Raw genomic sequence first — 25072 nt, forward strand, 5'->3', positions numbered from 1 at the left:
CTTCAGGCCCCTGCCTCTTCCCTTGGCTGCGCCATCGCCTCATCACCGCCCTGCGCGGCCTGAAGGACCACGGTGAAACGGGCGCCGCCGCCCGCGCGCTCGCCGGTCTCGATGCGTCCGCCCAGATCCTTGACGATCGTGTAGACGATGGAAAGGCCGATGCCGATGCCCTCGCCAACCCCTTTCGTGGAATAGAACGGCTCGAACACCGCGTCATGCTCGGCCGGCGGCAGACCCGGTCCGTTGTCCTCGATGACGAGCCGCACCGCGCCACTCGCCTCGGCAGCCGAGATCGCGATCGCAGGGTCCGCGGTCGGCCCCTTGGCGCCAATGCCCGTCAGCGCATCGATCGCATTGTTGACGAGGTTGACCACGACCTGCGTCAGGCGCACGCGCCCGCCACGCACCTTGAGGCCCGGATCGATTCCGCTGCGCCGGATGACGATGCCCGCCTTCTTGGCGCGCGGCCCGGCAAGCAGCAGGGCCTCATCCACCACCGCCGAAAGCCGCACATCGGTGATTTCTGTTCCGGGCTTGCGGGCAAAGCCCAGCAGCGTTCGGGACAGTTCCGACATGCGCTCGGTCAGCCCGGCAATCCGCGAAATTGCCTCGCGCGCCGGCTCCTCGCGGCCGCGCTCCAGGAATTGCCGCGCATTGTCGGCATAGGTGCGGATGGCCGCCAGCGGCTGATTGTATTCGTGGCTAAGCGTCGCCGACATCTGTCCAAGCGCCGCCAGCTTGGCCGATTGCACGAGTTCCTTTTGCGTCTGGCGCAATTGCGCTTCCGCGCGCGCCCGCTCCTCCACCTCGCGTGCCAGCGAGGCGTTCGTCTGGGACAATGCCCGGGTGCGGTCGCGCACCAGCCGCTCCAGTCGCAGCGCGCTGGCCCGGTCGCGGCGCAGGCGCATGTGCATGGCCTCGGCGCGCTTCACCGTGAACCAGCCGGTAATGCCCAGAAGCGCCGCCAGAAGCAGGCCGATCACCCCTGCAAGCCAGCGCGCCTCGCGAACCGGCGCATGGTCTGCCAGCACGTTAAGCTGCCAGTCGAGCAAGGGCAGGTGGCGAACGGCCTGCACCACCAATGCGCCGTCGGGTGTGCGGAAAAGGTCTGCCGACGTGCCGCCGGCCGGTCGCAGCAACGCCCCCTCCCCCTCGTGCAAGGGCTGAAGCTGCCAGTCCGGCCGGTTGCCCAGGAAAATCCGCCCTTCCGAACCGGTAACCAGGATGGGCATGGCCGACAGCGACCATGTCGCCTCGATCTGATCGAAGCGCACATAGACCGCGATCACGCCGGCAACGGCATCGTCCCGCCGCACCGCCGAGGCGAAGACATAGGCGCGCTCGTCGGCATCCAGCGAGCGGGTCTCACGCCCCAGCCGGCCCTGTCCCGCCGCCTCGAACAGCGTCGTTTCCTGCACCGAACTGCGATCGTAAATGCCGCGCGCCGACGCGAAAATCCGTCCTTCCCGGTCGGCGAAAACCACGTCCTTGGCACCCGAGAATCCCGCGATCTCGATTGCCTTGCGCCCCGCCTCGTCCCGGTTGGCCGGCGCCCAGGGCCTGTCGAACAGGCCGGCAATGTCCTCCCGGCGCGACAGCAGCGGCGGCAGCAGCCGGTATTTCTCCAGGATGCCGGTCACCGTGGCCGCCTGCAATGCCAGCGCTTCGTCGGCCGAGGCACGCACCTCCGCCAGCGCGCTGCGCCCGGCCAGTTCCTGGAGGGCGAGGCCGAGCAAGACGGCCGCGAACACCGCGCCGGCCAGCACCATGCGCGCGCGCATGCGGTAGCGCCGCGCAAGCTGATATCCGCTCTCCGTTACTCCGTTGGGCGTTCTGGCCGTCATGTCTCCATGAACAGGCAAAGCGTGGTCCGGTCAAGCGGACATGGACAAGGCGGCAGCCCGCCTGCTGCCGCCTTGTCGTGTTCCCGAACCCCGGGGTCAGGCCTGTGCGGCCACCGTGGCCTCCACATGCTCGACCAGGGCATCCGGCAGGCCGAGGCGCCCGGCGAGCATGTCGAGATAGCCGCGTTCGGCGCGCGTCTTCGGCTCGATGGCCAGCCGCGAGGCAGTGTAGAGTTCCACCTTCTGCGCATCGGTCGTCGCCGCCTTCACGAGATTGTCGAGATCGACCGGCTGCGACAGTTCCGCCTCCATGAATTGGGCAACCTCGTCATCCATCCCGGCCATCTTCGCCCGCTCGAGGATGCGCTGGCGTTCGTTCTCGTCAATATGGCCGTCAGCGCGCGCCGCCGCGATCATGGCACGCACGAGCGCAAGCGCGAATTCGTCCTCGCCCTGCGGCGCATTGCCCGGATGAAAGCTGTTGTCGAGCGGCGGCGGCAGCACCGCCTGTTCCTGCGTCTGCGGTTCGGTGCCGGGCTTGTTGCCGTTCTGGTAGTTCTTGTAGGCGGTATAGGCGAGACCGGCCACGGCCGCCAGGCCGCCAAGCTTCAGCGCCGAGCCGGCAACGGCCCGGCCAGGACCCGTGCCCAGAAGCACCGCGACCAGCGCTCCGGCGGCGAGCGGATTGTCCTTCGCCATCTGCTGCGCCTGCCCGGCCTTCTCGCCAATCGTCGATTGCGTGCCGGGAATGTTGGTGCTGAGCAAATCGCCAAGCAGCTTCTTGGGGTCGAACATGCGCGGTCTCCTCTGGACAGGGGCAGAAATTCTTGCCCAGAGGTAGGCAGCAACCGATGGCGTTACAATGACAGCGCGCTCATATTCTGCATGATTACTTGGCGGTCACGAGCCGATATGCCGCTTGCCTCGGCGTTCGGCCAGCTCCACCTGACGCTGCCGCTGGGCATAGCGCCGCCGGTCCTCGTCGCTGCGCGTGCCGATGCAATGCGGGCAGGACACGCCTTCCTCGAAACCGGGCGACGCGCGGTCCTCTGCCGTGAGGGGATGGCGGCAGGCCCGGCACAGCGTGGCATCGCCGATTTCCAGCCCGTGGCCGACAGAGACGCGCTCGTCGAAGACGAAACATTCGCCGTCCCACAGGCTCTGCTCTTCCGGCATGTCCTCCAGATATTGCAGGATGCCGCCCTTCAGGTGATAGACCTCGTCGAAGCCGAGCGAACGCACATAGGCCGTGGCCTTCTCGCAGCGGATGCCCCCGGTACAGAACATCGCCACCTTGCGGCCGGCTAGCAGGTTGTGATTCCGCGCCACCCAGTCGGGAAATTCGCGAAACGTCTCCGTCTTCGGGTCGATGGCGCCCCGGAACGTGCCCAGCGCCACCTCATAGTCGTTGCGCGTGTCGATGATCACCGTGTCCGGGTCGGAAATCAGCGCGTTCCAGCCGGCAGGATCGACATAGGCGCCCGTGCCGTTCAGCGGGTCGACATCGGCCACGCCCATGGTGACGATCTCCTTTTTCAGCCGCACCTTCATGCGGTGGAAGGGCATCGTCTCCGCGCGGGAATATTTCAGTTCCATGCCTTGAAATTCCGGCCGCTCCATGAGCCAGCCGACAAGCCCGTCAATGGCCGCGTCGCTGCCGGCCACCGTGCCGTTGATGCCTTCATGCGCCAGCAGCAGCGTGCCCTTGATGCCATGGTTCCGGCAAAAATCCAGGATCGGCTGGCGCAGGTCGCGGAAATCCGGCAGGCGGCAGAAACGGTAAAGCGCGGCCACCTTGACCGGCATGGATTCATCGAGATCTGTCATGTCTGCCGATTAGCCCCGCAAGCCCGGCCTTGGCAAGCAGAACCCGGCGCCCCGGCGCTTTTGTCCACGCGCACGGGAGGTCAACCGATACTGGCGCAACACACAGATCGGAGAGCGCCATGATCGCAAGCAACCTCATCGAACCGCTGGCCCGGCTGGCACGCGAACGGGGCTTCGAACCGGCGGCGATCCTTGCCGTTGTCGACGTGGAAAGCGGCGGCCGTATCTTCACCCGGATCGAGGGCCGCGACGAACCGCTGATCCGTTTCGAGGGGCACTATTTCGACCGCCGGCTGTCCGGCGCCAGGCGCGCCCGCGCCCGTGCGCTGGGGTTGGCCCATCCGCATGCCGGCATGGTGGCGAACCCCGCCTCGCAGGCCGCGCGCTACCGCCTGCTTTCCCGCGCCGAGGCAATTGATCGCGATGCAGCCCGCGAAAGCTGTTCCTGGGGTGCGGGCCAGGTCATGGGCGCCAACTGGTCCTGGCTGGGCTATGGCAGCGTCGATGCGCTCGTGGACGAGGCGCGCGCAGGCGCGGAAGGTCAGGTGCGCCTGATGCTGGCCTTCATCGTCAAGGCCGGCCTTGCCGATGCACTGGCGCAACGGGACTGGCAGGCCTTCGCGCGGCAATACAATGGCCCTGCCTATGCCAGCAACGGTTATCACACGCGCCTGGCCCGCGCCTTCGCCGCCTATGCCGCCATGGAATTGACGGATGGGGCCCGGCCTGCGCCGCCAGCGCCGGCCGACATTCTGCGCAAAGGCATGCATGGACCCGGTGTCGCCGCGTTGCAGCGCCGCCTGTCCGCGCTCGGCTATCCGCTCGCCATTGACGGCGCGTATGGCCCGCGCACCCGCGCCGCCGTCGCTTCGTTCCAGCAGGATCATGGCCTTGCAACCGACGGAATAGCCGGCCCGCGCACCCGCATGGCCATGGACGGGATCAGCCCCTGGAGAACGCTCTGGGCGTGGTTTCGCGCCACGCTGGCCCGCATCACCGGTTCGCCCGGCGGGTAATGGACAGCGGGCACCGGCGCTGTTAAATCGATTGAAGGTTCATACGGAGTCGCCACCATGCCGCATCAGAAAAAAACCGGCCTTCTGCTTTCCATCCTGGAGGCGCAGCCGGTGATCCCCGTCATCCGCATCTCCGACCTCTCGAAGGCGGCTCCCCTGGCGCGGGCATTGGCGGCCGGAGGCCTGCCAGCCATCGAGATCACGCTGCGCACGCCCGAAGCGCTCGATGCCATCCGCCTCGTCATCGACGAAGTGCCCGAAGCCATCGTCGGCGCCGGCACCATTCTTTCGGCCAGCCAGTTCGACAAGACGGCCGCCGCCGGAGCACGCTTCATCGTCAGCCCTGGCGCGACGATCGAATTGCTGGACGCGGCCCGCAGTTCCGACGTGCCCTTCCTGCCCGGCGCGGCCACGCCGTCGGAGATCATGTCCATGCGCGAGGAAGGCTATTCGGTGCTGAAGTTCTTTCCCGCGGAACAGTCCGGCGGCATCGCCTACCTGAAAGCGCTGGCCTCTCCGCTGGCAGGTATACGTTTCTGCCCGACCGGCGGCGTTTCGCCGGCCAATGCGGGCCAGTACCTGGCATTGTCCAATGTCGTCTGCGTTGGCGGCTCCTGGGTCGCGCCAGACGATCTGGTTGAGAAGGAAGACTGGGACTCGATCACCGATCTGGCACGCAAGGCGGCGGAACTCGCCCTGTCGGCCTGATACGCCTTCGTCCCGCTCATTCGAAAGGCCGTGCCGGCCTTTCAAAAGAGATCAATTGGTATCGCGGAAACGGACCACGCTGAGGAAGGTGACAGCCTTGCCAGTGAACTGCCGGTGGTTGCGCTGCGCATCGTCCTGGACGAAACCGGTGGCGATCACCTCCTGCGGCTTGGCGCGCAGCGATTGGCTCACCCGCGGCTTGGCCGCCGGCTGAACCGAGGCGGCTGCGCTGAGCGCCCACCGTGCCGAATCCGGTTCCACCGGGCGGACGACCGGCCTGGGATCGGGCCGGGCCATGGCCGCCGTCGGGCGCCCTGCCTTTTCGGTGGTCTTCACGCCGCCCAGAACGGCCGCGAGCCGCTCCTGCGGTGATTTCGCCTTGCCGGCCTCCACGCGCGGCGTCGCGCCGCCCAGGAGGCGCCCGCCCTTGCCTTCCACCGCCGGTGTCTGGCGCAGCATCGGGCGCGGCGCAGGCAGCGCCGCCACGTCGAAAGCGGGCTTCTTTTCCGGCCGCGCCGCGGGAAGCGGCACACCGGCCAGGGTCGCGGCAGCAGCCGGCACGTCAGGGCGCGTGTCATTGGCGAGCGCCGCCAAAATGGCCTCGCTGTCATTGCGCGGACGCTGCGTCGGCGCCACGGCCGCGACAACCGTTCCCTCGTCATCGCTGGAAGCCGCAAGTGCCTCGGCAATGACGTCCGCCTGCGGCGCGGCATTGTCGCGACGGACATCCGGACGCCGGCTCGGAATGGGGACATCCATGGCCAGTTCGGCCTGCGCGTCATCCTCGGCGCGATTGACCGCAACGGCGACCGGTTCTCCGACCGCGACGGCGCGCGGCGCAAACGCGGGCACCGGCACGGCGGTCCGTGGCAGGGATGCCAGGATTGTCTCAGGCGTCACTTCGGGCTGTTCCGGCGCTTGCGGCGCGGCGCGTTCGGCAGGCGGCGGCGCCTGCACGGCCACCTTCGGCACGGTGCGCGGCTTGGCCGCTACGGTCACCGCATCGCCGGCGCCCTCATCCTCGTCTCCCCCGCCAAACAGCGATGCCAGCAGGCTCTTGCCATCGCCCGAACCGCCACCGGACGGCTTGTCGTCGATCACGACGGGCCGGCCCTTGCGGCGCTTGTACTCGGCAAGTGCCTGCTGGTAGCCTTTCAGAGGCTTGCCGTCCGGCGGCAGGTGCAGCGTCTTGCCATCGGGGAAAAGCCGCACGAGTTCCTTGCGGCTCATGCGCGGCCAGGCACGGACACCGGCGACATCCAGATGCACGAAGGGCGAGCCCGAACGCGGATAATAGCCCACGCCGCCGCCCTGGAGCTTCATGGCCACCGCGCGCAGCTTCGACAGTTTCACTCCGGGAATGAAGAAGTCCATCGCGCGGCCATACATGTGCTGGCTCTTTTTGGCCTGCCCGCCGCGCGTGCGCCGCAGCATCTTGTTGGTGGCCGGAGACCTGTAGGCCGAGACGACATGGATGTAATCGCGTCCGCCAACCTGGCGGTAGGCTTGCCAGACAAGGTCGAAAAGCCGCGGATCCATCTTGGTCGGCTCGTTCTTGCGCCAGTCGCGCAGAAACCGGTTCAGCTTGTCCAGACCCGATTTCACATAGCGGCCGTTTTTCTTGAAAACGATCTCCGCCTTCTCGCCGGTATGGATGTAGTAGAGTTTCAGCGCACGCGTCTCGGCCCTTGCCTGCGCGCTCACCGCGCCCAGAAGGCCGGCGCCCACCAGCAGGCTTGCAAGAAACAGGCGCAGGAAACGCGCCGCGTTTGCCGAAAAATGTCCCCGAGTCGAATATGCCAAATCAACCGCCTTGAAGACCTGTCTGCGTCCCCGGACCATCCAGCCGCACAGGCCGTGGATGATCGTCCAGAATGGTTAACCAGCGCTTATTATAGCCAAATGCGGTCTAACCATGGCAAAAACGCAACACGATCCACAATTCTGTTTGCCATGGTTAACAAAGCACTGATCTGCTCAGCGGACACGATGGCACATCTTCAATTCCGCCGCATTGATCCGGATCAGAATCAGGATGCGATGCGCGGCGCCCGCTCTGCCTCCGGCTCGATGCCGTATTCCTTCAGCTTGCGGTAAAGCGTCGAACGGCCGATGCCGAGGCGCCGCGCCACCTCGCTCATCTGCCCTTCGTAATGGGTGATGGCCAGCCGGATCATGTCCAGTTCGATATCCGCCAGCGCCCGCACATGCCCCCTGGCGTCGAGCGCGCGCACGAGCGTTGCATCCTCACCGGGCGCCTGTACCGGGTCGTCGATGAAGACAGGCGGCTCGGGAACGCGCGGCAGGAAGCTTGCGGGCACCGCCTGCGCGGCCGGCCGTTCCGGCGCCGGAAAACCGCTTCCCTGCCCGGCTATGCCTTCCACCTGGGTCCGGATCTGCGGAAACTCGTCGGGTCCCAGTTCTTCCCGCTCCGCCAGCACGACCGCGCGAAAGACCGCGTTTTCCAGCTGCCGGATATTGCCGGGCCAGTCATAGGCGGTCAGGAGATGCAGCGCCTCTGCCGATATGCCAAGCACCGCGGCCTCGCCGTCGGCACGGGCATGACGCTTGATGAAGTGCGAGACGAGGAAGGGAATGTCCTCGCGCCGCTCGCGCAGCGGCGGCATGCGGATCGGGAAGACGTTGAGCCGGTAATAGAGATCCTCGCGGAACTGCCCGTCACGCACCGCCTGCATCAGGTCGCGATGTGTCGCCGAGATCAGCCGGATGTCCACCTTCTGCGACCGGGCCGCCCCGACCGCGTCCACCTCGCCTTCCTGCACCGCACGCAGAAGCTTGACCTGCGCCTCCAGGGGCAGGTCGCCGATTTCATCGAGGAACAGCGTGCCGCCATTGGCCTCGACGAACTTGCCCTGGTGCTTCTCGGTCGCGCCGGTGAACGCGCCTTTCTCATGGCCGAACAGGATGCTCTCGACCAGATTTTCCGGGATCGCGCCGCAATTCACCGTCACGAAGGGCTGCGTGCCGCGCACGCTTGCGCCCTGGATGGCGCGCGCCAGCAATTCCTTGCCTGTTCCGGACTCGCCTTCGATCATGATCGGTATCGTCGAGCCGGCAGCCTTGCGCGCCAGTGTCAGCACCCGGTCCATGGATGGCGAACGTGTCACGATGTCCTTGAAGGTGATCGAGACAGGGCCGGGTCTGGCCGTCTTGCGCGCCTTGCCAGCCAGCGCATTGACCTTCAGCGCCCCGGCGAAGGCGGCCGCCAGCCTGTCGGGCGCCGCCGGCTTGACGACGAAATCGAACGCGCCGGCCCGCATCGCCGCGATCACGGTGTCGATGCTGCCCTGCGCCGTCTGCACGATCACCGGCTGCTCCTGGCCGCGCGCGCGCATTTCCTTGAGCACGGCAAGGCCGTTCATGCCCGGCATCACCAGGTCGAGCAGCACGCCGGACACCTCTTTTCCGCGCGGCGACGACAGCAGATCGAGGGCGCTTTCCCCGTTTTCGGCCTGCAGCACGGTATGCCCGGCACGGCTGAGCGCCGCTTCGGCAAGACGGCGCTGGACCGGATCGTCATCGACTGCAAGGATGGTATGCGTCATTGCGTTTGCCCGTATCAATCATATTTCTCTTGGATCAACTTGGCACAGCGCCCTAAACATCAGCCCAAGAAACAGCGTGAAGCGATCGCTTACCGTTTCCCTGGCATTTGAATCGAATTCAGCCGACAGGACAGAAGACACGATGAAGACCCAGCACCATCAGCCCGCGGCCCCCGCAAACGCCGCTTCTGCCGCAGACAAGCAGGCGGCACTTGGCCACCTGCCGGAATGGGACCTGACCGACCTTTATCCTTCCATGGACAGCCCGGCGCTCGAAGCCGACCTGGCGCGCGCCGCAACGCAGGCGCAGGCCTTCGAGGCACGCTGGAAGGGCCGGCTGGAAGAGGCGGCAGGCAAGACCGGCGACGAAGGTCTTGGCGCCGCCATCACCGGTTACGAGGCGCTGGAAGAGCTGTTGGGCCGCATCATGTCCTATGCCGGCCTCGTCTATACCGGCGACACGTCCGACCCGAAGCGGGCGAAATTCTATGGCGACCTGTCGCAGAAGATCACCGACGCATCCACGCACCTGCTCTTCTTCGCGCTCGAACTCAACCGTATCCCGGACGGGCGCATCGAGGCCGCCCTTGCAGCGGACACGGCCTTCGCCCGCTACCGCCCCTGGATTCTCGACCTGCGCAAGGACAGGCCCTACCAGTTGGAAGACCGGGTCGAGCAGCTTTTCCATGAGAAGTCGCTCACCGGCCATGGCGCATGGAACCGTCTTTTCGACGAAACCATCACCACCCTTCGCTTTACCATTGATGGCGAGGACCTGCCCATCGAGCCCACGCTCAACCGCATGCAGGACGCCGATCCGGAGGTTCGCCGCAAGGCAGCCGAGGCGATCGCGCAGACGCTTGGTGCCCATGCCCGCACCTTCACGCTCATCACCAACACGCTGGCCAAGGACAAGGAAATCTCCGACCGCTGGCGCGGCTTCGAGGACATCGCCGATAGCCGCCACCTGGCCAACCGGGTGGAGCGCGAAGTGGTGGACGCCCTGGCAAGCGCCGTGCGCGAGGCCTATCCGCGCATCTCGCATCGCTACTACGCCATGAAGGCGAAATGGCTGGGCATGGAAAAGCTGAACCACTGGGATCGGCTGGCACCGCTGCCCGAAACGCCCAGGGCCGTGATCCCCTGGGACGACGCCCGCCAGACCGTGCTGAACGCCTATGGCGGGTTTGCCCCGGAAATGGCCGAAATCGCCGGCCGCTTCTTCGACCGCAACTGGATCGACGCGCCGGCCCGGCCCGGCAAGTCGCCCGGCGCCTTCGCCCACCCGACGGTGCCCTCCGTACACCCCTATGTCCTGCTGAACTACCAGGGCAGGCCGCGCGACGTGATGACGCTGGCCCACGAGCTCGGCCACGGCGTCCACCAGGTCCTGGCCGGCGAACAGGGCGCCCTGATGGCCTCCACACCGCTGACGCTGGCCGAGACGGCCTCCGTCTTCGGGGAAATGCTGACCTTCCGCTCGCTCCTCGACGCCACAACCGAGAAACGGGAGCGCAAGGCCATGCTGGCCCAGAAGGTCGAGGACATGATCGGCACCGTGGTGCGCCAGATCGCCTTCTACGAGTTCGAGCGCAAGGTCCATGCCGCACGCCGTCAGGGGGAATTGACGAGCGAGGAGATCGGCCGCTTCTGGACGGAAGTGCAGGCCGAAAGCCTCGGGCCTTCGGTCGTGCTGCACGAGGGCTACGAGACCTTCTGGTCCTACGTGCCCCATTTCATCCACTCGCCCTTCTACGTCTATGCCTATGCCTTCGGCGACTGTCTGGTGAATTCGCTCTATGCCGTCTACCAGAACGCCGACAGCGGCTTTCAGCAGAAGTATTTCGACATGCTGCGCGCCGGCGGCACCAGACACCACTCGGAACTGCTCGCGCCCTTCGGGCTGGATGCCTCCGATCCGGGCTTCTGGCAGAAGGGGCTTTCGGTCATCGAAGGCCTGATTGACGAACTGGAGGCGGCCGACGCGTGACCGGCGGCACACCTCCTGCGCCACCCTTCGCCATCGGCCTGTCGCCGTTGGGGGACCGGCCCTGGCTGGTGGCCGACGAGCGCCTGCCGGCCTATCTTGCCGAAAAGGCGCGGCTCATGGCCGCCATGCCGGACAGGGTCTTCATGGCCGAACCGGAGACGCAGGAGGCCCAGCGCGAAACGCTGCAACGTGTGGCTGACTGGCAGGCCGCCCATCATCGGCGGCACTTTGCCGGAGAACCCGTCCGGCTGACGGCGCGCGATGCACCCGGACCCGATCCGGCCGCCCCGCCGCTGGCGCGCGCCGCCATGCTCTGCGCCGAGGATCTGGTGCTGATGCGCAAGGGCGCGGACGGTTGGCGCCTGGCGGCTGCATCGCTCTGCTTCCCCTCGTCATGGCGGCTGGCGGAAAAGTTCGGCCGGCCGATGGAAGCGATCCACGCCCCGGTGCCCGGCTATCCCGCGGGCACCCGCAATGCCATGCTCGTCAACCGCATCTTCGACAATCTGGCGCCCGGCGCGCCGGTGCTGCGCGGCAACTGGTCGATCTATGGCGACAACCGGCTGCACCATCCGCAGCCGCATGAAGGCGAGCGGGCCGGCGATCCGGCGGCCTTGGGCGCTGACGGACTGCACCTTCGCGAGGAACGCCAGACGCTCACCCGGCTGCCGCAAAGCGGCGACATCCTGTTCACCATCCTGATCACGCTGACCCCTCTGGCCGCACTGGCTGCCAGCCCCGGGGGCCGGGAAAAAGCCGCGGCGCTCGCCAGGCACATCGAGGCGATGAAACCGGAGGAACTCGCCTACAAGGCCATGGACGGGCGCGCGCAATCCATTTGCCGGCTTCTGGCCAGGGTTGCGGCATCATGATTTAACCCTCGCTGCGGTTGGGCCTTTATTATGACAGTCAAACATGCTTTGAGCGCCATGAAACAAGATATGCAGGTGCATGACGACAAGATCGGAGTAAGGCGATGACTGAACAGACCTGGCCGGTTCACGGCGAGATCACGGGACCGGTGGTGATGATCGGATTTGGCTCCATCGGACGCGGCACCCTGCCGCTCATCGAGCGCCACTTCAAGTTCGATAAGTCGCGCATGGTGGTCATCGACCCGTCGGACGAAGGCAAGGCGCTGCTCGACCGCCACGGCGTCAAGTTCATCCAGGCCCATGTCACCCGCGACAATTACAAGGAATTGCTCAAGCCGCTGCTGACCAATGGCGGCGGCCAGGGCTTCTGCGTCAACCTGTCGGTGGACACGTCCTCGCTCGATCTGATGAAATACTGCCGCAAGCTCGGTGCGCTTTACATCGACACGGTCGTCGAGCCCTGGCTCGGCTTCTATTTCGACACCGAGGCCGGCAACGAGGAGCGCACGAACTATGCGCTGCGCGAAACGGTGCGGCGGGAAAAACGCAAGAATCCCGGTGGCACGACCGCCGTGTCATGCTGCGGCGCCAATCCCGGCATGGTGTCCTGGTTCGTCAAGAAGGCGCTGGTGGACATCGCCCGTGATACCGGCATGGACTTCGAGGAACCGTCAGCCGGTGACCGTGAAGGCTGGGCGAAGCTGATGAAAAAGGCCCGCGTCAAGGGCATCCACATCGCCGAACGCGACACGCAGCGCACCAGGGAACCCAAGCCGATGGGCGTCTTCTGGAACACCTGGTCGGTGGAAGGCTTCATTTCCGAAGGCCTGCAACCCGCCGAACTGGGCTGGGGAACGCATGAGGAATGGAAGCCGAAGAACGCCCGCAAGCACGAGAAGGGCTGCAAGGCCGCCATTTACCTGGAACAGCCCGGCGCCAACACCCGCGTACGCACCTGGTGCCCCACGCCGGGTGCGCAATACGGCTTTCTCGTCACCCACAACGAAGCCATTTCCATCGCTGATTTCTTCACTGTCAAGAAAAATGGCAAGGTCAGCTACCGCCCCACCTGCCACTATGCCTACCATCCGGCCAATGACGCCGTGCTCTCGCTGCACGAGATGTTCGGCAATGGCGGCAAGGCGCAGCAAACCCTGCATGTTCTCGACGAAAAGGAAATCGTCGACGGCATCGACGAGCTGGGCGTCCTCCTCTACGGCCATGCGAAGAATGCCTACTGGTTCGGCTCGCAGCTTTCCGTCGAGGAGACCCGCGAACTCGCCCCCTACCAGAACGCTACCGGCCTCCAGGTCTCATCCGCCGTCCTTGCAGGCATGGTCTGGGCGCTGGAAAACCCGGAAGCAGGCATCGTCGAGACCGACGAGATGGACTACAAGCGCTGCCTTGAAATCCAGATGCCCTATCTGGGACCGGTCAAGGGCTACTACACGGACTGGACGCCGCTGGACGGCCGCCCCGGTCTGTTTCCCGAGGATATCGACGAAAGCGATCCCTGGCAGTTCCGCAACATCCTGGTGCACTGAACGGGCCTGCCGCCACGTCCCGGTGCCCCGCCGACGCAACCTGGCGGGGCCATTTTCCAGTTCGCCGGCGAACCCGCGTGAACCAGGCGCGGCCATGCCGCCGTGCCGGAAGTTCAACGTGCGGCATTCCGCCCGAAGCACTGCAACCGCCTTGCATTTGTTGCAAGATCAATGAATTATATTGTATTCGCCTTGCTTTCGCCGCCATTGGCAGGTGAGAAAACCTTAGGATGCGGACAAGAAGAGAGGGTTTTCCGGTCATGCGCACGTATTCAGTTCTGGCCGTTCTGGCGGCCACGACCGTTATTGCCGGTTGTCAGACCGGCCCCGGCCCCACGGCAAGGCTTCAGCCCACCGGCGTCGAGGGCCAGTGGGTGTCCAGCGACGGCGTCGCCTTCTCCAATTTCAACGCCGGCGCCTTCGAGACGGTTGCGGCCGATACCGGCAACCAGCTTGCGACCGGCAGCTACAGCTACACCGGAGACCGGTCCGTTGCGATCACCGTCAATTCGCTGATCCGCCAGACCACGACGCGCGTGAACTGCGCCCTCGTTTCCGGCTCGCAGCTCAACTGCACCGCCGAGAGCGGCCAGCAATTCACGCTGGTGCGCCGCGTCACCGGCTGACAGCGGATACGGACACCGCGGGGCATGCATGCTCTACGCATTGGCGGTCATCGCCGTTCTGGCGCTCGTGTCCCTGCCGCAGGCCTGGGTGAAATGGGCGCTTTCGCGCCATGGCGCCGACCGTCCGGATCTGCCCGGAACCGGCGGCGAACTGGCCGCCCATCTGGTCCGCCACTTCGGGCTCGACCGTGTGCGCGTTGAACTGACCCAGCAGGGCGATCACTACGACCCCGAGACACGCACGGTCCGCCTTTCCCCGCAGCACCATGGCGGCAAGTCCATCGCCGCCGTGGCTGTCGCCGCCCACGAAGTGGGCCATGCCTTGCAGCACGCTGCCCGCGACCGCTGGCTGAACCGCCGCCAGCGCCTTGCCCGCCTTGCCATCTGGACCGACCGGCTCGCCGGCATCGTGTTCATCGCCGCGCCGCTGCTCGGCGTCGCCGCCCGCGTCCCCGCGGTCATGCTCGCACTGGTGGGCCTTGGCATCGCGCTGATGGGTGTGCGCGTGCTGTTCAACGTCATCACCCTGCCGGTCGAGTTCGACGCCAGTTTCGGCAAGGCTCTGCCCATTCTCACCGACGGGCGCTACCTGCATGAAAGCGACATGCCGGCCGCCCGCACCGTCCTGCGTGCCGCGGCGCTGACTTATGTCGCCGGGGCGTTAATTTCGCTGGTGGATCTTGCGCGCTGGATCAGGCTTTTGCGATAACGCGGGTTGTGGTGAGGAGAGGGACAGGAATGACCGGATTTTTCGACGGCCTTGAAACGCGCGACCCGGCCGAGCGCGAAGGTGCATTGTTCGCAACGCTGCCGGATTTCCTGGCGCGCGCCATGGCGGCGGTTCCTGCCCTTTCGCGCTGGCTCGATGGCGTCGACCCCGCCGCGGTCAATTCCCGCGAGGCGCTGGCGCGCCTGCCTGTTCTGCGCAAGGGCGAATTGCTGGAAATGCAACAGGCCGAACCGCCTTTCGGCGGTTTCGCGAACCCGGAAGCGCTCAAGGGCAACCGGGTCTTCATGTCCCCCGGCCCCCTGTTCGAGCCGCAGGGCATCGGTCCCGACCCATGGAAATCCGCCCGCGCCTTTCATGCCGCCGGCATTCGTCCGGGCGACATCATCCACAATGCCTTCGCCTATCACATGACGCCGGGCGGTTTCATTCTGGATGAAGGCGCGCGCGCCTATGGCTGCGTGGTCTTTCCCGCCGGTGTCGGCAATACCGAAATGCAGGTCGAGGCCGCCGCCGCGCTCAGGCCCTCGGCCTATTCCGGCACGCCCGATTTCCTCAAGATCATGCTGGACAAGGCCGCAGAGACCGGCAAGGATCTGTCGTCCATCCGCCGCGCACTCGTTTCCGGCGGCGCGCTGTTTCCGTCGCTGCGCGAGGATTACGCATCGCGCGGCGTATCGGTGCTGCAATGCTACGCCACCGCCGAATGCGGCGTCATCGCCTACGAGACGGCCGATGCCGAAGGCACCCCCCTCCCCGGAATGCTGATCAACGAGGACATGATCGTGGAGATCGTGCGCCCGGGCACCGGCGATCCGGTCGCCGATGGCGAGGTTGGCGAAGTGGTCGTCACCACCTTCAACGAAGCCTATCCGCTGGTCCGTCTCGGCACGGGCGACCTGTCGGCCATCCTGCCCGGCCAGTCGCCCTGCGGGCGCACCAACAGGCGCATCCGGGGCTGGATGGGCCGCGCCGACCAGCGCACCAAGATCAAGGGCATGTTCGTCGATCCCAAGCAGGTCGCGCAGGTCATGCGCCGGCATCCCGAGATCCTGAAGGCCCGGCTTGTGGTCACCCGCGACGGTGCCTCCGATGCCATGACCCTGCTGGTCGAGGAACGTGGCGATGCCGATGCCGCCGCCATCGCGGCCACCCTGCGCGAGGCCACCAAGCTGTCCGGCAAGGTGGAGGTGGCCGAGGCCGGCACGCTGCCCAACGATGGCAAGATCATCGCCGACGAACGCGACTACGCCGGCTGACAAGCTGCATGGAATTTGCTGAAGCCTCATCCCTTCTTCGTTGAACGGGCGCCGGTTTTGCCCTTGCGCTGACGCACCGGCGGTGGAAACATGAAGCTGGAGAATGCCTGCGGGAAACTGTCATGCAAGACGGCCAGGCAGGACGCCATTCGTTGTCTCACAGGGAGATCGTCATGAACCGTATCGCCGCCACTGCAGCCTTGTCCGCGTCCTTGCTGGCGCTCACGGCCGCCCAGGCTTTCGCAGAATCCACCTTGAACATCCTGCATATCAACGACTGGCACAGCCGTATCGAATCCATCAACAAGTATGACTCGACCTGTTCGGCCGACGACGAGACGGAGGGCAAGTGCTTCGGCGGCGCCGCGCGCCTTGTCACCGCCGCGCGTGAGGCGCGCCAGGCCATGGGCGAGGACACCACCCTGTTCCTGAATGCCGGCGACAATTTCCAGGGCTCGCTGTTCTATTCCACCTACAAGGGCGAAGCCGAGGCCGAATTCCTGGCCATGATGGGCACGGATGTCATGACCATCGGCAACCACGAATTCGACGATGGCGAACCCGGTCTTGCCACCTTCATGGAGAAGGTTTCCTTTCCGGTCATCTCCGCCAATGTCCTGCCAAGCTACAAGTCCGCGCTGGCCGGCAAGGTGCAGCCGTCCGTGGTCATCGAGAAGGGCGGCATGAAATACGGCATCGTCGGCGCGGTCGCCAACGACACCGATGAATTGTCCTCGCCCGGCGAAGACATTCTCATCGCCCAGGATGTTGCCGCCATCACCGATGCGGTCAAGGCGCTGCAGGAACAGGGCGTCGACAAGATCATCGCGCTTACCCATGTCGGCTATCCGCGCGACCTTGCCGCCATCGCGAAGATCCCTGGTGTCGATGTGGTCGTCGGCGGCCATTCCCACACCTATCTCGCCAATGGCGACGACAGCGCCGCGGGCCCCTATCCGACCTGGGTCGAAAACCCGGACGGCTACCGCGTGCCGGTCGTTCAGGCCAAGGCCTATTCGAAATATCTGGGCAAGCTCACCGTCACCTTCGACGACAATGGCGTCGTCACGGCGGCCGACGGCGCGCCCATGTTGCTCGATGCCTCGGTGACGCCCGATGAGGCTGCCGCGGCCCGGATCAAGGAGCTTGCCGCACCGATCGAGGAACTGAAGGCCAAGGTCGTGGCCAGCACCGAAGGCCCGATCGAGGGCAGCCGCGAGGTCTGCCGCGCCGGGGAATGCGCCATGGGCAATCTCGTCGCCGATGCCATGCTCGACCGCGTCAGCGACCAGGGCATCCAGGTTGCCATCCAGAACGGTGGCGGCCTGCGCGCCTCCATCGACGCCGGCGAGGTCACCATGGGCGAAGTGCTGACCGTGCTGCCCTTCCAGAACACGCTGGCCACTTTCCAGCTCAAGGGGGCGGACATCGTTGCCGCGCTTGAAAACGGCGTCAGCCAGGTCGAGGAAGGCGCCGGCCGCTTCCCGCAGGTCGCCGGCCTGCGCTTCACCTGGGATCCGGCCGGCGAGCCGGGCAGCCGCATCCGTTCCGTCGAGGTGAACGAGGACGGCAACTGGCAGGCCATCGATCCCGACAGGACCTATGGCGTTGCCACCAACAATTTCATGCGCGCCGGCGGCGACGGTTACAAGGTCTTCGCCACCAACGGCATGAATGCCTATGATTACGGTCCGGGCCTCGAGGAAGTGGTCGCGACCTATCTGTCGGCAAAGGCACCCTACCAGCCGCTCAATGATGACGGCCGAATCATGAAGGCAGAGGCCGCCGCGCCGGCTGCCGAAGAAAAGCCCGCCGAGGCTGCGGCGGACGAGAAGCCGGCGGAAACCATGGCCGAAAAGCCGGCCGAAACCGACCTGAAGGTGCCCGAGCGGCCCGGTTTCACCATGCAGATGCCGGCCAGCGGCCCGAAGGTCGACGCCCCGGCAGCCGCCGGGGAAAAGCCCGCCGAGGCTGCGGCGGAGGAGAAGCCCGCCGAGGCTGCGGCGGAGGAGAAGCCCGCGGAAACCATGGCCGAAAAGCCGGCCGAAAGCGATCTGAAGGTGCCCGAGCGGCCCGGCTTCACCATGCAGATGCCGGCCAGCGGCCCGAAGGTCGACGCCCCGGCAGCCGCCGGGGAAAAGGCGGCCACAATGGAGAAGAAGGACGGCTCGATGGCCGGGGACCGGACGATCCACGTGATCGTCGCCCGCGACAATTTCTGGGATCTGGCCCGCAAGTATTATGGCGATGCCCGCATGTGGCAGAAAATCGCCGAAGCCAACCCGGATTCCGACGCCAATGGCCTGGTGATCGGCCAGGAACTCGTCATCCCGGCCGCCCGATAGCGCGGCCGCTGCGGCTTGCCGCCGCAGCATGAGAAAAAATCCGGCCCGTCCTGATCCACAGGGCGGGCCTTTGCCTATATGAGACGGGCACAGGAAAAGGCCGGCTGTTCGTGCGGACATGCCGGCGGGGACACGGTCAGGAGTATTGCCATGACGCTTGCGACACGCATCAGCCTTGAGGACTCGAAGGCGGTCGGGCCGCTTCCCGCGGATCATCCCCCCGTGAAGATCGGCAAGGTCGGTGTGCTGCTCGTCAATCTCGGCACGCCCGATGGCACGGATTATGCGCCGATGCGGCGCTATCTGAAGGAATTCCTGTCCGACAAGCGCGTGATCGAGTGGCCGCGCGCGCTCTGGTATCCCATTCTCTACGGCATTGTCCTGAACACGCGCCCGAAGAAATCCGGCGCGGCCTACGCGGAAATCTGGAACAAGGAAAAGAACGAGAGCCCGCTGCGCACCTTCACCCGCGCACAGGGCGAGAAACTCGCCGCCGCCCTTGCCGCCCATACCCATGTCCAGGTCGACTGGGCCATGCGCTATGGCAATCCCTCCATCGAGGAGGTGACGAAGCGCATGATCGCCGATGGCTGCGAGCGCATCGTCATGTTCCCGCTCTACCCGCAATATTCCGCCACCACCACGGCAACCGTGAACGACAGGTTCTTCGAGGTTATGCAGGGCCTGCGCTGGCAGCCGGCCATCCGCACCGTGCCGCCCTACCACGACGAGCCGGTCTATATTGAGGCGCTGGCGCGTTCGATCGAGACGCATCTTGCGACGCTCGATTTCGAGCCTGAAAAGGTCATCGCCTCCTATCACGGCATTCCGCAAAGCTATTTCAGGAAGGGCGATCCCTATCACTGCCATTGCCACAAGACCTCGCGCCTGCTCGAAAAGCGCCTGGGCTGGGAAAAGGGCCGCCTGATGACCTGCTTCCAGTCACGCTTCGGACCGGAGGAATGGCTTCAGCCCTATACCGACAAGACCGTGGAGAAACTGGCGAAAGAGGGCGTGAAGTCGATCGCCGTCTTCAATCCCGGCTTCGTCTCGGACTGTTTGGAGACGCTGGAGGAAATCGCCGGCGAGGCAGGCGAGATCTTCCACGAGGCCGGCGGCGAGAATTTCACCCACATTCCCTGCCTCAACGATTCCGAAGAGGGCATGGCCGTCATCGAGGCCCTGGTGCGCCGGGAACTCTCCGGCTGGATCTGAACCGGCCCGGCATGCCCGCTTCCCGAAAAAAGGGGCCGCCCGTCCGCATGGCGCGGGGGCGGCCTTTTTCCTCCCATGTGCCATGCTTTCCATGGTAACCGGAATTGCAAGTCAGGGATGATGTGCTAACGCTTTGCACCGGGGGTCGCCCGTCCCCATATCATGTCTGTGGGGGGCGGCACGCATGGCCGCGCAAACAGGGAAAGGAAGCCTGCAATGCTGTTTTCAGGTCTTGATATCGCCATTCTGGTGCTTGTTGTCGTGGTCATCATGGTCCTGTTCGCCGGGATCAAGACCGTGCCGCAGGGCTTCAACTACACCGTCGAGCGTTTCGGGCGCTACACGAAGACGCTGCAACCCGGCCTCAACATCATCGTTCCCTTCATCGACCGCATCGGCGCGAAGATGAACATGATGGAACAGGTGCTCGACATTCCCACGCAGGAAGTCATCACCCGCGACAATGCCATCGTCGCGGTGGACGGCGTTTCGTTCTACCAGGTGCTGAACGCCCCGCAGGCCGCCTATCAGGTTTCCGGGCTGGAAAACGCGCTCCTGAACCTCACCATGACCAATATCCGCAACGTCATGGGTTCGATGGATCTCGACGAACTGCTCTCCAACCGCGACACCATCAACGACCGCCTGCTGCGCATTGTCGATGACGCCGCCAATCCCTGGGGCATCAAGATCACCCGCGTCGAGATCAAGGACATCAACCCGCCGCAGGACATTGTCGACGCCATGGCCCGCCAGATGAAGGCCGAGCGCGACAAGCGCGCCCAGATCCTCGAAGCCGAGGGCGCCAAGCAGTCGCAGGTGCTGCAGGCGCAGGGCCGCAAGGAAGCCGCCTTCCTCGATGCCGAGGCGCGCGAACGCCAGGCCCAGGCAGAGGCGCGCGCCACCCAGATGGTGTCCGAGGCCATCGCCGCCGGCGACGTCCAGGCCATCAACTACTTCGTCGCCCAGAAATATACCGAGGCCATGGCCACGATCGGTACGGCCAGCAATTCCAAGATCGTGCTGATGCCGATGGAGGCCTCCTCGCTCATCGGTTCCCTGGGCGGCATCGGCGCCATTGCCCGCGAGGTGTTTGGCGAAGGTTCCGGCACGGGTGAAGCGCCGCCGCCTGTGCCGCCGCGCTCGGGCTTCCGCATGCCGCGTACCGGCGGCTGAGCGTGGCAGGAGCCTGATCCATGATCCAGCAGATCGTCAATGAACTGGGCCCCTGGAACTGGATGGTGCTCGGCATCATCCTGCTCGGCGCCGAAATTCTCGTGCCCGGTGTTTTCCTCATCTGGATCGGCCTGGCCGCCATCGTCACCGGCGTCGCCTCGCTGCTGCTCTGGGAAACCGGATTCTGGTCATGGCAGGTCCAGACGCTGGTCTTTCTCGCCCTCTCCCTGCTGTCCGCCTGGATAGGCAAGCGCATCATGGACGCCAGCGGCGACGAGACCGACGAGCCGTTGCTGAACCGCCGCCAGGCGCAACTGGTGGGCCGTGTGGCCACGCTGGAAGAGCCGATCCGCAATGGCCGCGGGCGGGTGCGCATCGGCGATACGCTCTGGCGGGTGACCGGCGCCGACATGGATGCCGGAACGCGCGTGCGCGTCACCGCGGAGGATGCAGGGACATTGCGCGTCGAGCCGGAAAGCTGACGATATCGGGAAACGGCTCAGGCCGCGCCGATGCGCAACAGGTCGTGCAGATGGACGATGCCGACGGGCCGGCCGGCTTCCACGACCATCAGGGCCGTGATGGCCGAGGTATTGATCCGCGACAGCGCCACCGCCGCCAGTTCATCCGGCGCGATCACGCGCGGCGAGCGTGTCATCACCTGGTCCACCGTCATCGACAGGAGATCGGCGTCGATATGCCTGCGGATGTCGCCATCGGTGATGATGCCTGTCAGCGCGCCGTCACAGCCGACAATGCCCACACAGCCGAAGCCCTTGCGGCTCATTTCGAGAATGGCATCGCGCATGCCCGCGCCCTCGCCGATCAGCGGCACGCGTTCATCCTTGTGCATCACATCGCAGATGCGTACGAGGCTGGCGCCAAGCTGCCCACCCGGATGAAAGGTGCGGAAATGATCCGGCGTGAAGCCCCGCGCCTCCAGAAGCGCAATGGCGAGCGCATCGCCCATGGCCAGTTGCAGCATGGTGGATGTGGTTGGCGCCAGTCCGTGCGGGCAGGCCTCCTGCGTCCTGGGCAGGGCGAGAACCACGTCGGCTTCGCGCCCCAGCGCCGAATCCGTGCCGGCCGTCAATGCGATCAGCGGAATGGAAAAGCGGCGCGAATAGGCGACGATCCCCTTGAGTTCGGCGGTCTCGCCCGACCATGAAATCGCGATGATGGCATCGTCGGAGGCGATCATGCCGAGATCGCCGTGATTGGCCTCCGCCGGATGCACGAAATAGGCCGGCGTACCGGTGGAGGCGAAGGTCGCCGCCAGCTTCGAGCCGATATGCCCGCTCTTGCCGACGCCGGTCACGATCACCCGCCCCCGGGCAGCGGCCAGGATGCCGGCGGCATCGGCAAAGGCTTCGCCAAGGCCGTTTTCCATGGCGCCGACAAGCGCATCGAGCCCCGCCCGCTCGGTCGCCAGTGTTCTCAGTGCCGAGGAAACAAGACCCGCCCGGTCGATTCCGGAAGTGATTTTCAACCTGTTCATGCCGTGAGCCTGTACCCATTTCACGCGCCTGTGTCCAACCTTTCCGGTGCGGCAGGCCGGCTGCGGCAAGAAAGCGTTAACCATGCGCCTTTAGGTTTGTGCAAGGAATGCGGGCATCCCGCCTGCGCCGTGAGAAAGCGGACATCGCGTTTGAACCGGTTCTTGACACAATGGCGGATGGCGCCCCTGCCTCTCGCTGCCATGCTGCTGGCCGCCAGCGCGCTGGCCGTGCCAGGCAGCGCGCCGGCCATGGCGCAATCGGTCCAGGGCCTTCGCGGCGAAGTGGACGAGGCCGATACGGCCCGTTCCCTGTTGCAGGGCCAGTCGCTGGCCGACCGCCCCACTGCCCTGACCGGCAAACGGAAGAAGGCTTCGCCCCGTCCGGCCGTCGTGCCCGACCCCAGGCCCTATATCCCGCAAGCCGAAGAGACAGGCGACAGTGCCGATGGAGCGGGCCTGTTCGGCACCGCCCGCCTCTCGCCCGAAGAGCCGCGCCTGCCGCGCATACCGCGCGCCCCGGATGACACCGGATCGTCGGAAGACGCATCTCGCCTCCGGCAGACCGGTGAGGATGCGGCCGGCGCCCAGGCACAGGATCTGCTCGGCGGTTCCTTGCGCACGCGCACCGACCCCGCACGCGATGAGGAACGCAATACCCGGCTGCCGCCGGACAACAGGCGTACCGGCTCCGTGGACGGGATCGAGCCGGCGCGCGAAGCCGACCCCTACGCACCGCTCGGCCTGCGTGTCGGCACGTTCACGGTCACGCCCACGCTGGAAACCGGAATGACCGTGACCGACAACGCGCTCAGTTCCCCGGCGAAGGAGACCGGCATCTTCTCCGATACGACGCTGCGTCTGGATGCCGTCTCCAATTGGTCGCGGCACGAGGCGCGGCTCAACGGTTTCGCTTCCTGGCGTCAGGCGGTGAGCGGTCCGGGCGAAAGCGAGCCGAACCTTGGCCTGGACGGCAGCCTCCGGCTGGATTTCGGTGCCGACCACGCCGTGAAGGCCGCTGCGGGCTACGAACTGCGCCGCGAAGCCGCCGAAAGCCCCGTCTCCATTCCGGCCGGCGCGACCCGCCCGCTCCTGCACCGTCTGGATGCCAGCCTTGGCCTTGAGAAAACGGCCGGCCGACTGCGTTACGCGCTTGCCGGAGAGGTCGGGCGCGATGCTTATGGCGACGCGGACCTCACCGGCGGCGGCACGCTCGACCAGTCTGACCGCAACTTCACCCTGATCAACGGCCGCCTGCGCGTCGGTTATGCCGTCTCACCGGCACTGACGCCATTCATCGAGGCGGAATATGGCCGGCGCATCCATGACAATCGCGTGGATTCATCCGGCTACCAGCGCTCCGCCGACCGCTACGCGGTTCGTGGCGGGCTGTCCGTGGATCTGGGAGAGAAGCTGAACGGCGATATCGCGATCGGCTATGTCCGCGAAACGCTCGACGATTCCCGGCTGGCCGACATCGACGGCCTGTCCGTGCTGGCCAACCTGAACTGGTCGCCCGAACGCGGCACGCGCGTTTCGCTGACCGGTGAGACGACCGTCGAGGGAACCACCACCGCTGGCGCGTCCGGTTCGCTGCTGCAATCGGGAACCATCGCCCTGGAGCGCCAGATCCGCGCAAACCTGACGGGAAATGCGCAGTTCACCGCTTCGATGCGTGACTATGCCGGATCGAGCGGCCGCGACATCACGCTGGCCGGACAACTGGGATTCACCTGGTGGCTGAACCGCAATGCCGGCCTGACCACGCGCCTGCGCCATGAACGGCTGACAAGCACGCTGCCCGGCCGTGACTATGCAACGAATTCCGCCTTTCTCGGTCTGAAGCTCCAGCGCTGAAACCGGCCTCAGCCGGTGATCGCCCGCGCCACCGCCTCGACATGGTCCTTCATGTCGGCACGCGCATGAGCCATGGCGAGATTGGCCTCGATGAACCCTTCCGGATTGCCGCAATCGAAGGTGCGCCCGGTGAACGTGTAGCCATAGAAGGCTTGCAAGTCCTTCAGCTTCAGCATGGCGTCGGTGAGCTGGATTTCATTGCCGGCACCGCGTTCCTGGGTTTCCAGGATATCGAAGATCTCCGGCTGCAGGATGTAGCGGCCATTGATGAAGAGGTTGGAGGGCGCAGTGCCCGGCGCCGGCTTCTCCACCATCTCGGTCAGTTCGTAACCGTTGTGAACGTCCTTGCCGCGTCCCACGATACCATATTTGTAGGCATCTTCCGGCTTGCATTCCTGCAGGGAAATGACATTGCCGCCGGTCTTTTCATACAGCGACGCCATCTCGCTCATGCAATTGGTCTGCGCTTGCAGGATCATGTCCGGCAGCAGCAGCGCGAAGGGCTCGTTGCCGACGAGATCGCGGGCGCACCACACCGCATGGCCAAGCCCGAGCGGTTCCTGCTGGCGGGTGAAGCTTGTCGTGCCGGGCGCCGGCTGCATCGCCTTGAGCTGGTCGAGCGCCTCCGCCTTGCCGCGCGTTTCCAGCGTCGTGTACAGCTCGTACTGGATATCGAAATAGTCCTCGATCACGCCCTTGTTGCGCCCGGTCACGAAGATCAGGTGCTCGATTCCCGCTTTCAGCGCCTCGTCCACCACATACTGGATGACCGGCCTGTCGACCACGGTCAGCATTTCCTTGGGGATGGCCTTGGTGGCCGGCAGAAAGCGCGTGCCGAATCCTGCCACGGGAAAGACGGCCTTGCGAAGCTTCTTCATGGTCCTGAAAATCCTGTTCTTTGGCGGTCGTTCTGGCGCAGTCTTGCCACGGTTCGGGTTTAGCAAATGCTCACAATCGCTGCTTCCTCACAGGTCAACGGAGCGAATCCCATGGCGAACCATG

Annotated in this window: 20 protein-coding genes; 13 read left to right on the plus strand and 7 right to left on the minus strand. The window is 65.6% G+C overall.

Going from position 1 to position 25072, the window contains the following annotated elements:
• Positions 1–2 precede the first annotated feature (2 nt).
• From R3D65_RS13605 to R3D65_RS13615, 3 genes are all read right to left on the minus strand, one after another.
• Positions 3–1844 (minus strand): sensor histidine kinase, encoded by a 1842-nt coding sequence (locus tag R3D65_RS13605; protein ID WP_371275783.1) that lies wholly within the window; start codon positions 1842–1844, stop codon positions 3–5.
• 96 nt (positions 1845–1940) lie between these two features.
• Positions 1941–2639 carry a tellurite resistance TerB family protein gene (locus R3D65_RS13610; protein WP_371275784.1) on the minus strand — a complete coding sequence of 233 codons (699 nt, stop codon included), beginning with the start codon at positions 2637–2639 and terminating at the stop codon, positions 1941–1943.
• Positions 2640–2744: 105 nt separating this feature from the next.
• Positions 2745–3671, minus strand: coding sequence for a rhodanese-related sulfurtransferase (locus R3D65_RS13615; RefSeq protein ID WP_371275785.1), 927 nt, complete (start codon positions 3669–3671; stop codon positions 2745–2747).
• Between the two features lie 119 nt (positions 3672–3790).
• On the opposite strand from R3D65_RS13615, the gene R3D65_RS13620 reads away from it, so the two are divergent.
• Together R3D65_RS13620 and R3D65_RS13625 are read left to right on the plus strand one after the other, a co-directional pair.
• Positions 3791–4687: an N-acetylmuramidase domain-containing protein gene (locus tag R3D65_RS13620; RefSeq protein WP_371275786.1), complete on the plus strand. Its 897-nt coding sequence runs from the start codon at positions 3791–3793 to the stop codon at positions 4685–4687.
• A 57-nt stretch (positions 4688–4744) separates the two neighbouring features.
• Positions 4745–5395, plus strand: a complete 651-nt coding sequence (locus R3D65_RS13625) for a 2-dehydro-3-deoxy-phosphogluconate aldolase (protein ID WP_371275787.1) — start codon at positions 4745–4747, stop codon at positions 5393–5395.
• Positions 5396–5446: 51 nt separating this feature from the next.
• Here the strand turns inward: R3D65_RS13625 and R3D65_RS13630 are convergent, their stop codons facing one another.
• Both R3D65_RS13630 and R3D65_RS13635 read right to left on the minus strand, forming a co-directional pair.
• Complete coding sequence (locus R3D65_RS13630) at positions 5447–7198, minus strand: DUF882 domain-containing protein (RefSeq protein WP_371275788.1); 1752 nt, start codon at positions 7196–7198, stop codon at positions 5447–5449.
• A 227-nt stretch (positions 7199–7425) separates the two neighbouring features.
• Positions 7426–8961 carry a sigma-54-dependent transcriptional regulator gene (locus R3D65_RS13635; RefSeq protein WP_371275790.1) on the minus strand — a complete coding sequence of 512 codons (1536 nt, stop codon included), beginning with the start codon at positions 8959–8961 and terminating at the stop codon, positions 7426–7428.
• A 142-nt stretch (positions 8962–9103) separates the two neighbouring features.
• On the opposite strand from R3D65_RS13635, the gene R3D65_RS13640 reads away from it, so the two are divergent.
• The 10 genes from R3D65_RS13640 to R3D65_RS13685 all read left to right on the plus strand — a co-directional run bounded on the left by R3D65_RS13640 (position 9104) and on the right by R3D65_RS13685 (position 21200).
• On the plus strand, positions 9104–10951 hold the full coding sequence (locus R3D65_RS13640) for a M3 family oligoendopeptidase (RefSeq protein ID WP_371275791.1): 1848 nt from the start codon (positions 9104–9106) through the stop codon (positions 10949–10951).
• The gene (locus R3D65_RS13645; protein ID WP_371275792.1) at positions 10948–11823 is read left to right on the plus strand and encodes a DUF3445 domain-containing protein; all 876 of its coding nucleotides are present in this window, start codon (positions 10948–10950) and stop codon (positions 11821–11823) included. The genes R3D65_RS13640 and R3D65_RS13645 overlap by 4 nt, the downstream gene beginning before the upstream one ends.
• 104 nt (positions 11824–11927) lie before the next feature.
• Entirely contained in the window at positions 11928–13370 is a 1443-nt protein-coding gene (locus tag R3D65_RS13650) for a homospermidine synthase (RefSeq protein WP_371275793.1), read from the plus strand.
• A gap of 260 nt (positions 13371–13630) precedes the next feature.
• Positions 13631–13996, plus strand: coding sequence for a hypothetical protein (locus tag R3D65_RS13655; RefSeq protein ID WP_371275794.1), 366 nt, complete (start codon positions 13631–13633; stop codon positions 13994–13996).
• A 28-nt stretch (positions 13997–14024) separates the two neighbouring features.
• Positions 14025–14705 carry a zinc metallopeptidase gene (locus R3D65_RS13660; RefSeq protein ID WP_371275795.1) on the plus strand — a complete coding sequence of 227 codons (681 nt, stop codon included), beginning with the start codon at positions 14025–14027 and terminating at the stop codon, positions 14703–14705.
• A gap of 29 nt (positions 14706–14734) precedes the next feature.
• A complete protein-coding gene (locus R3D65_RS13665; RefSeq protein ID WP_371275796.1) occupies positions 14735–15982 on the plus strand; it encodes a phenylacetate--CoA ligase family protein in 1248 nt (415 codons plus the stop codon).
• Between the two features lie 173 nt (positions 15983–16155).
• Positions 16156–18327, plus strand: a complete 2172-nt coding sequence (locus R3D65_RS13670) for a 5'-nucleotidase C-terminal domain-containing protein (protein ID WP_371275797.1) — start codon at positions 16156–16158, stop codon at positions 18325–18327.
• Between the two features lie 150 nt (positions 18328–18477).
• Complete coding sequence (gene hemH, locus R3D65_RS13675) at positions 18478–19542, plus strand: ferrochelatase (protein ID WP_371275798.1); 1065 nt, start codon at positions 18478–18480, stop codon at positions 19540–19542.
• Between the two features lie 216 nt (positions 19543–19758).
• Positions 19759–20718 carry an SPFH domain-containing protein gene (locus R3D65_RS13680; RefSeq protein ID WP_371275799.1) on the plus strand — a complete coding sequence of 320 codons (960 nt, stop codon included), beginning with the start codon at positions 19759–19761 and terminating at the stop codon, positions 20716–20718.
• A 20-nt stretch (positions 20719–20738) separates the two neighbouring features.
• A complete protein-coding gene (locus tag R3D65_RS13685) occupies positions 20739–21200 on the plus strand; it encodes an NfeD family protein (RefSeq protein ID WP_371275800.1) in 462 nt (153 codons plus the stop codon).
• Between the two features lie 17 nt (positions 21201–21217).
• Here the strand turns inward: R3D65_RS13685 and R3D65_RS13690 are convergent, their stop codons facing one another.
• Positions 21218–22216 (minus strand): SIS domain-containing protein, encoded by a 999-nt coding sequence (locus tag R3D65_RS13690; RefSeq protein ID WP_371275801.1) that lies wholly within the window; start codon positions 22214–22216, stop codon positions 21218–21220.
• A 177-nt stretch (positions 22217–22393) separates the two neighbouring features.
• Here R3D65_RS13690 and R3D65_RS13695 point away from each other — a divergent pair, with 177 nt between their 5' ends.
• Positions 22394–24070, plus strand: coding sequence for an outer membrane beta-barrel protein (locus R3D65_RS13695; protein WP_371275802.1), 1677 nt, complete (start codon positions 22394–22396; stop codon positions 24068–24070).
• An 8-nt stretch (positions 24071–24078) separates the two neighbouring features.
• On the opposite strand, the gene galU is transcribed toward R3D65_RS13695, so the two are convergent.
• Entirely contained in the window at positions 24079–24948 is an 870-nt protein-coding gene (gene galU, locus R3D65_RS13700; protein ID WP_371275803.1) for a UTP--glucose-1-phosphate uridylyltransferase GalU, read from the minus strand.
• Between the last annotated feature and the right edge of the window lie 124 nt (positions 24949–25072).

It is taken from the genome of Zhengella sp. (assembly GCF_041397485.1).
Lineage (GTDB): Bacteria > Pseudomonadota > Alphaproteobacteria > Rhizobiales > Rhizobiaceae > Zhengella.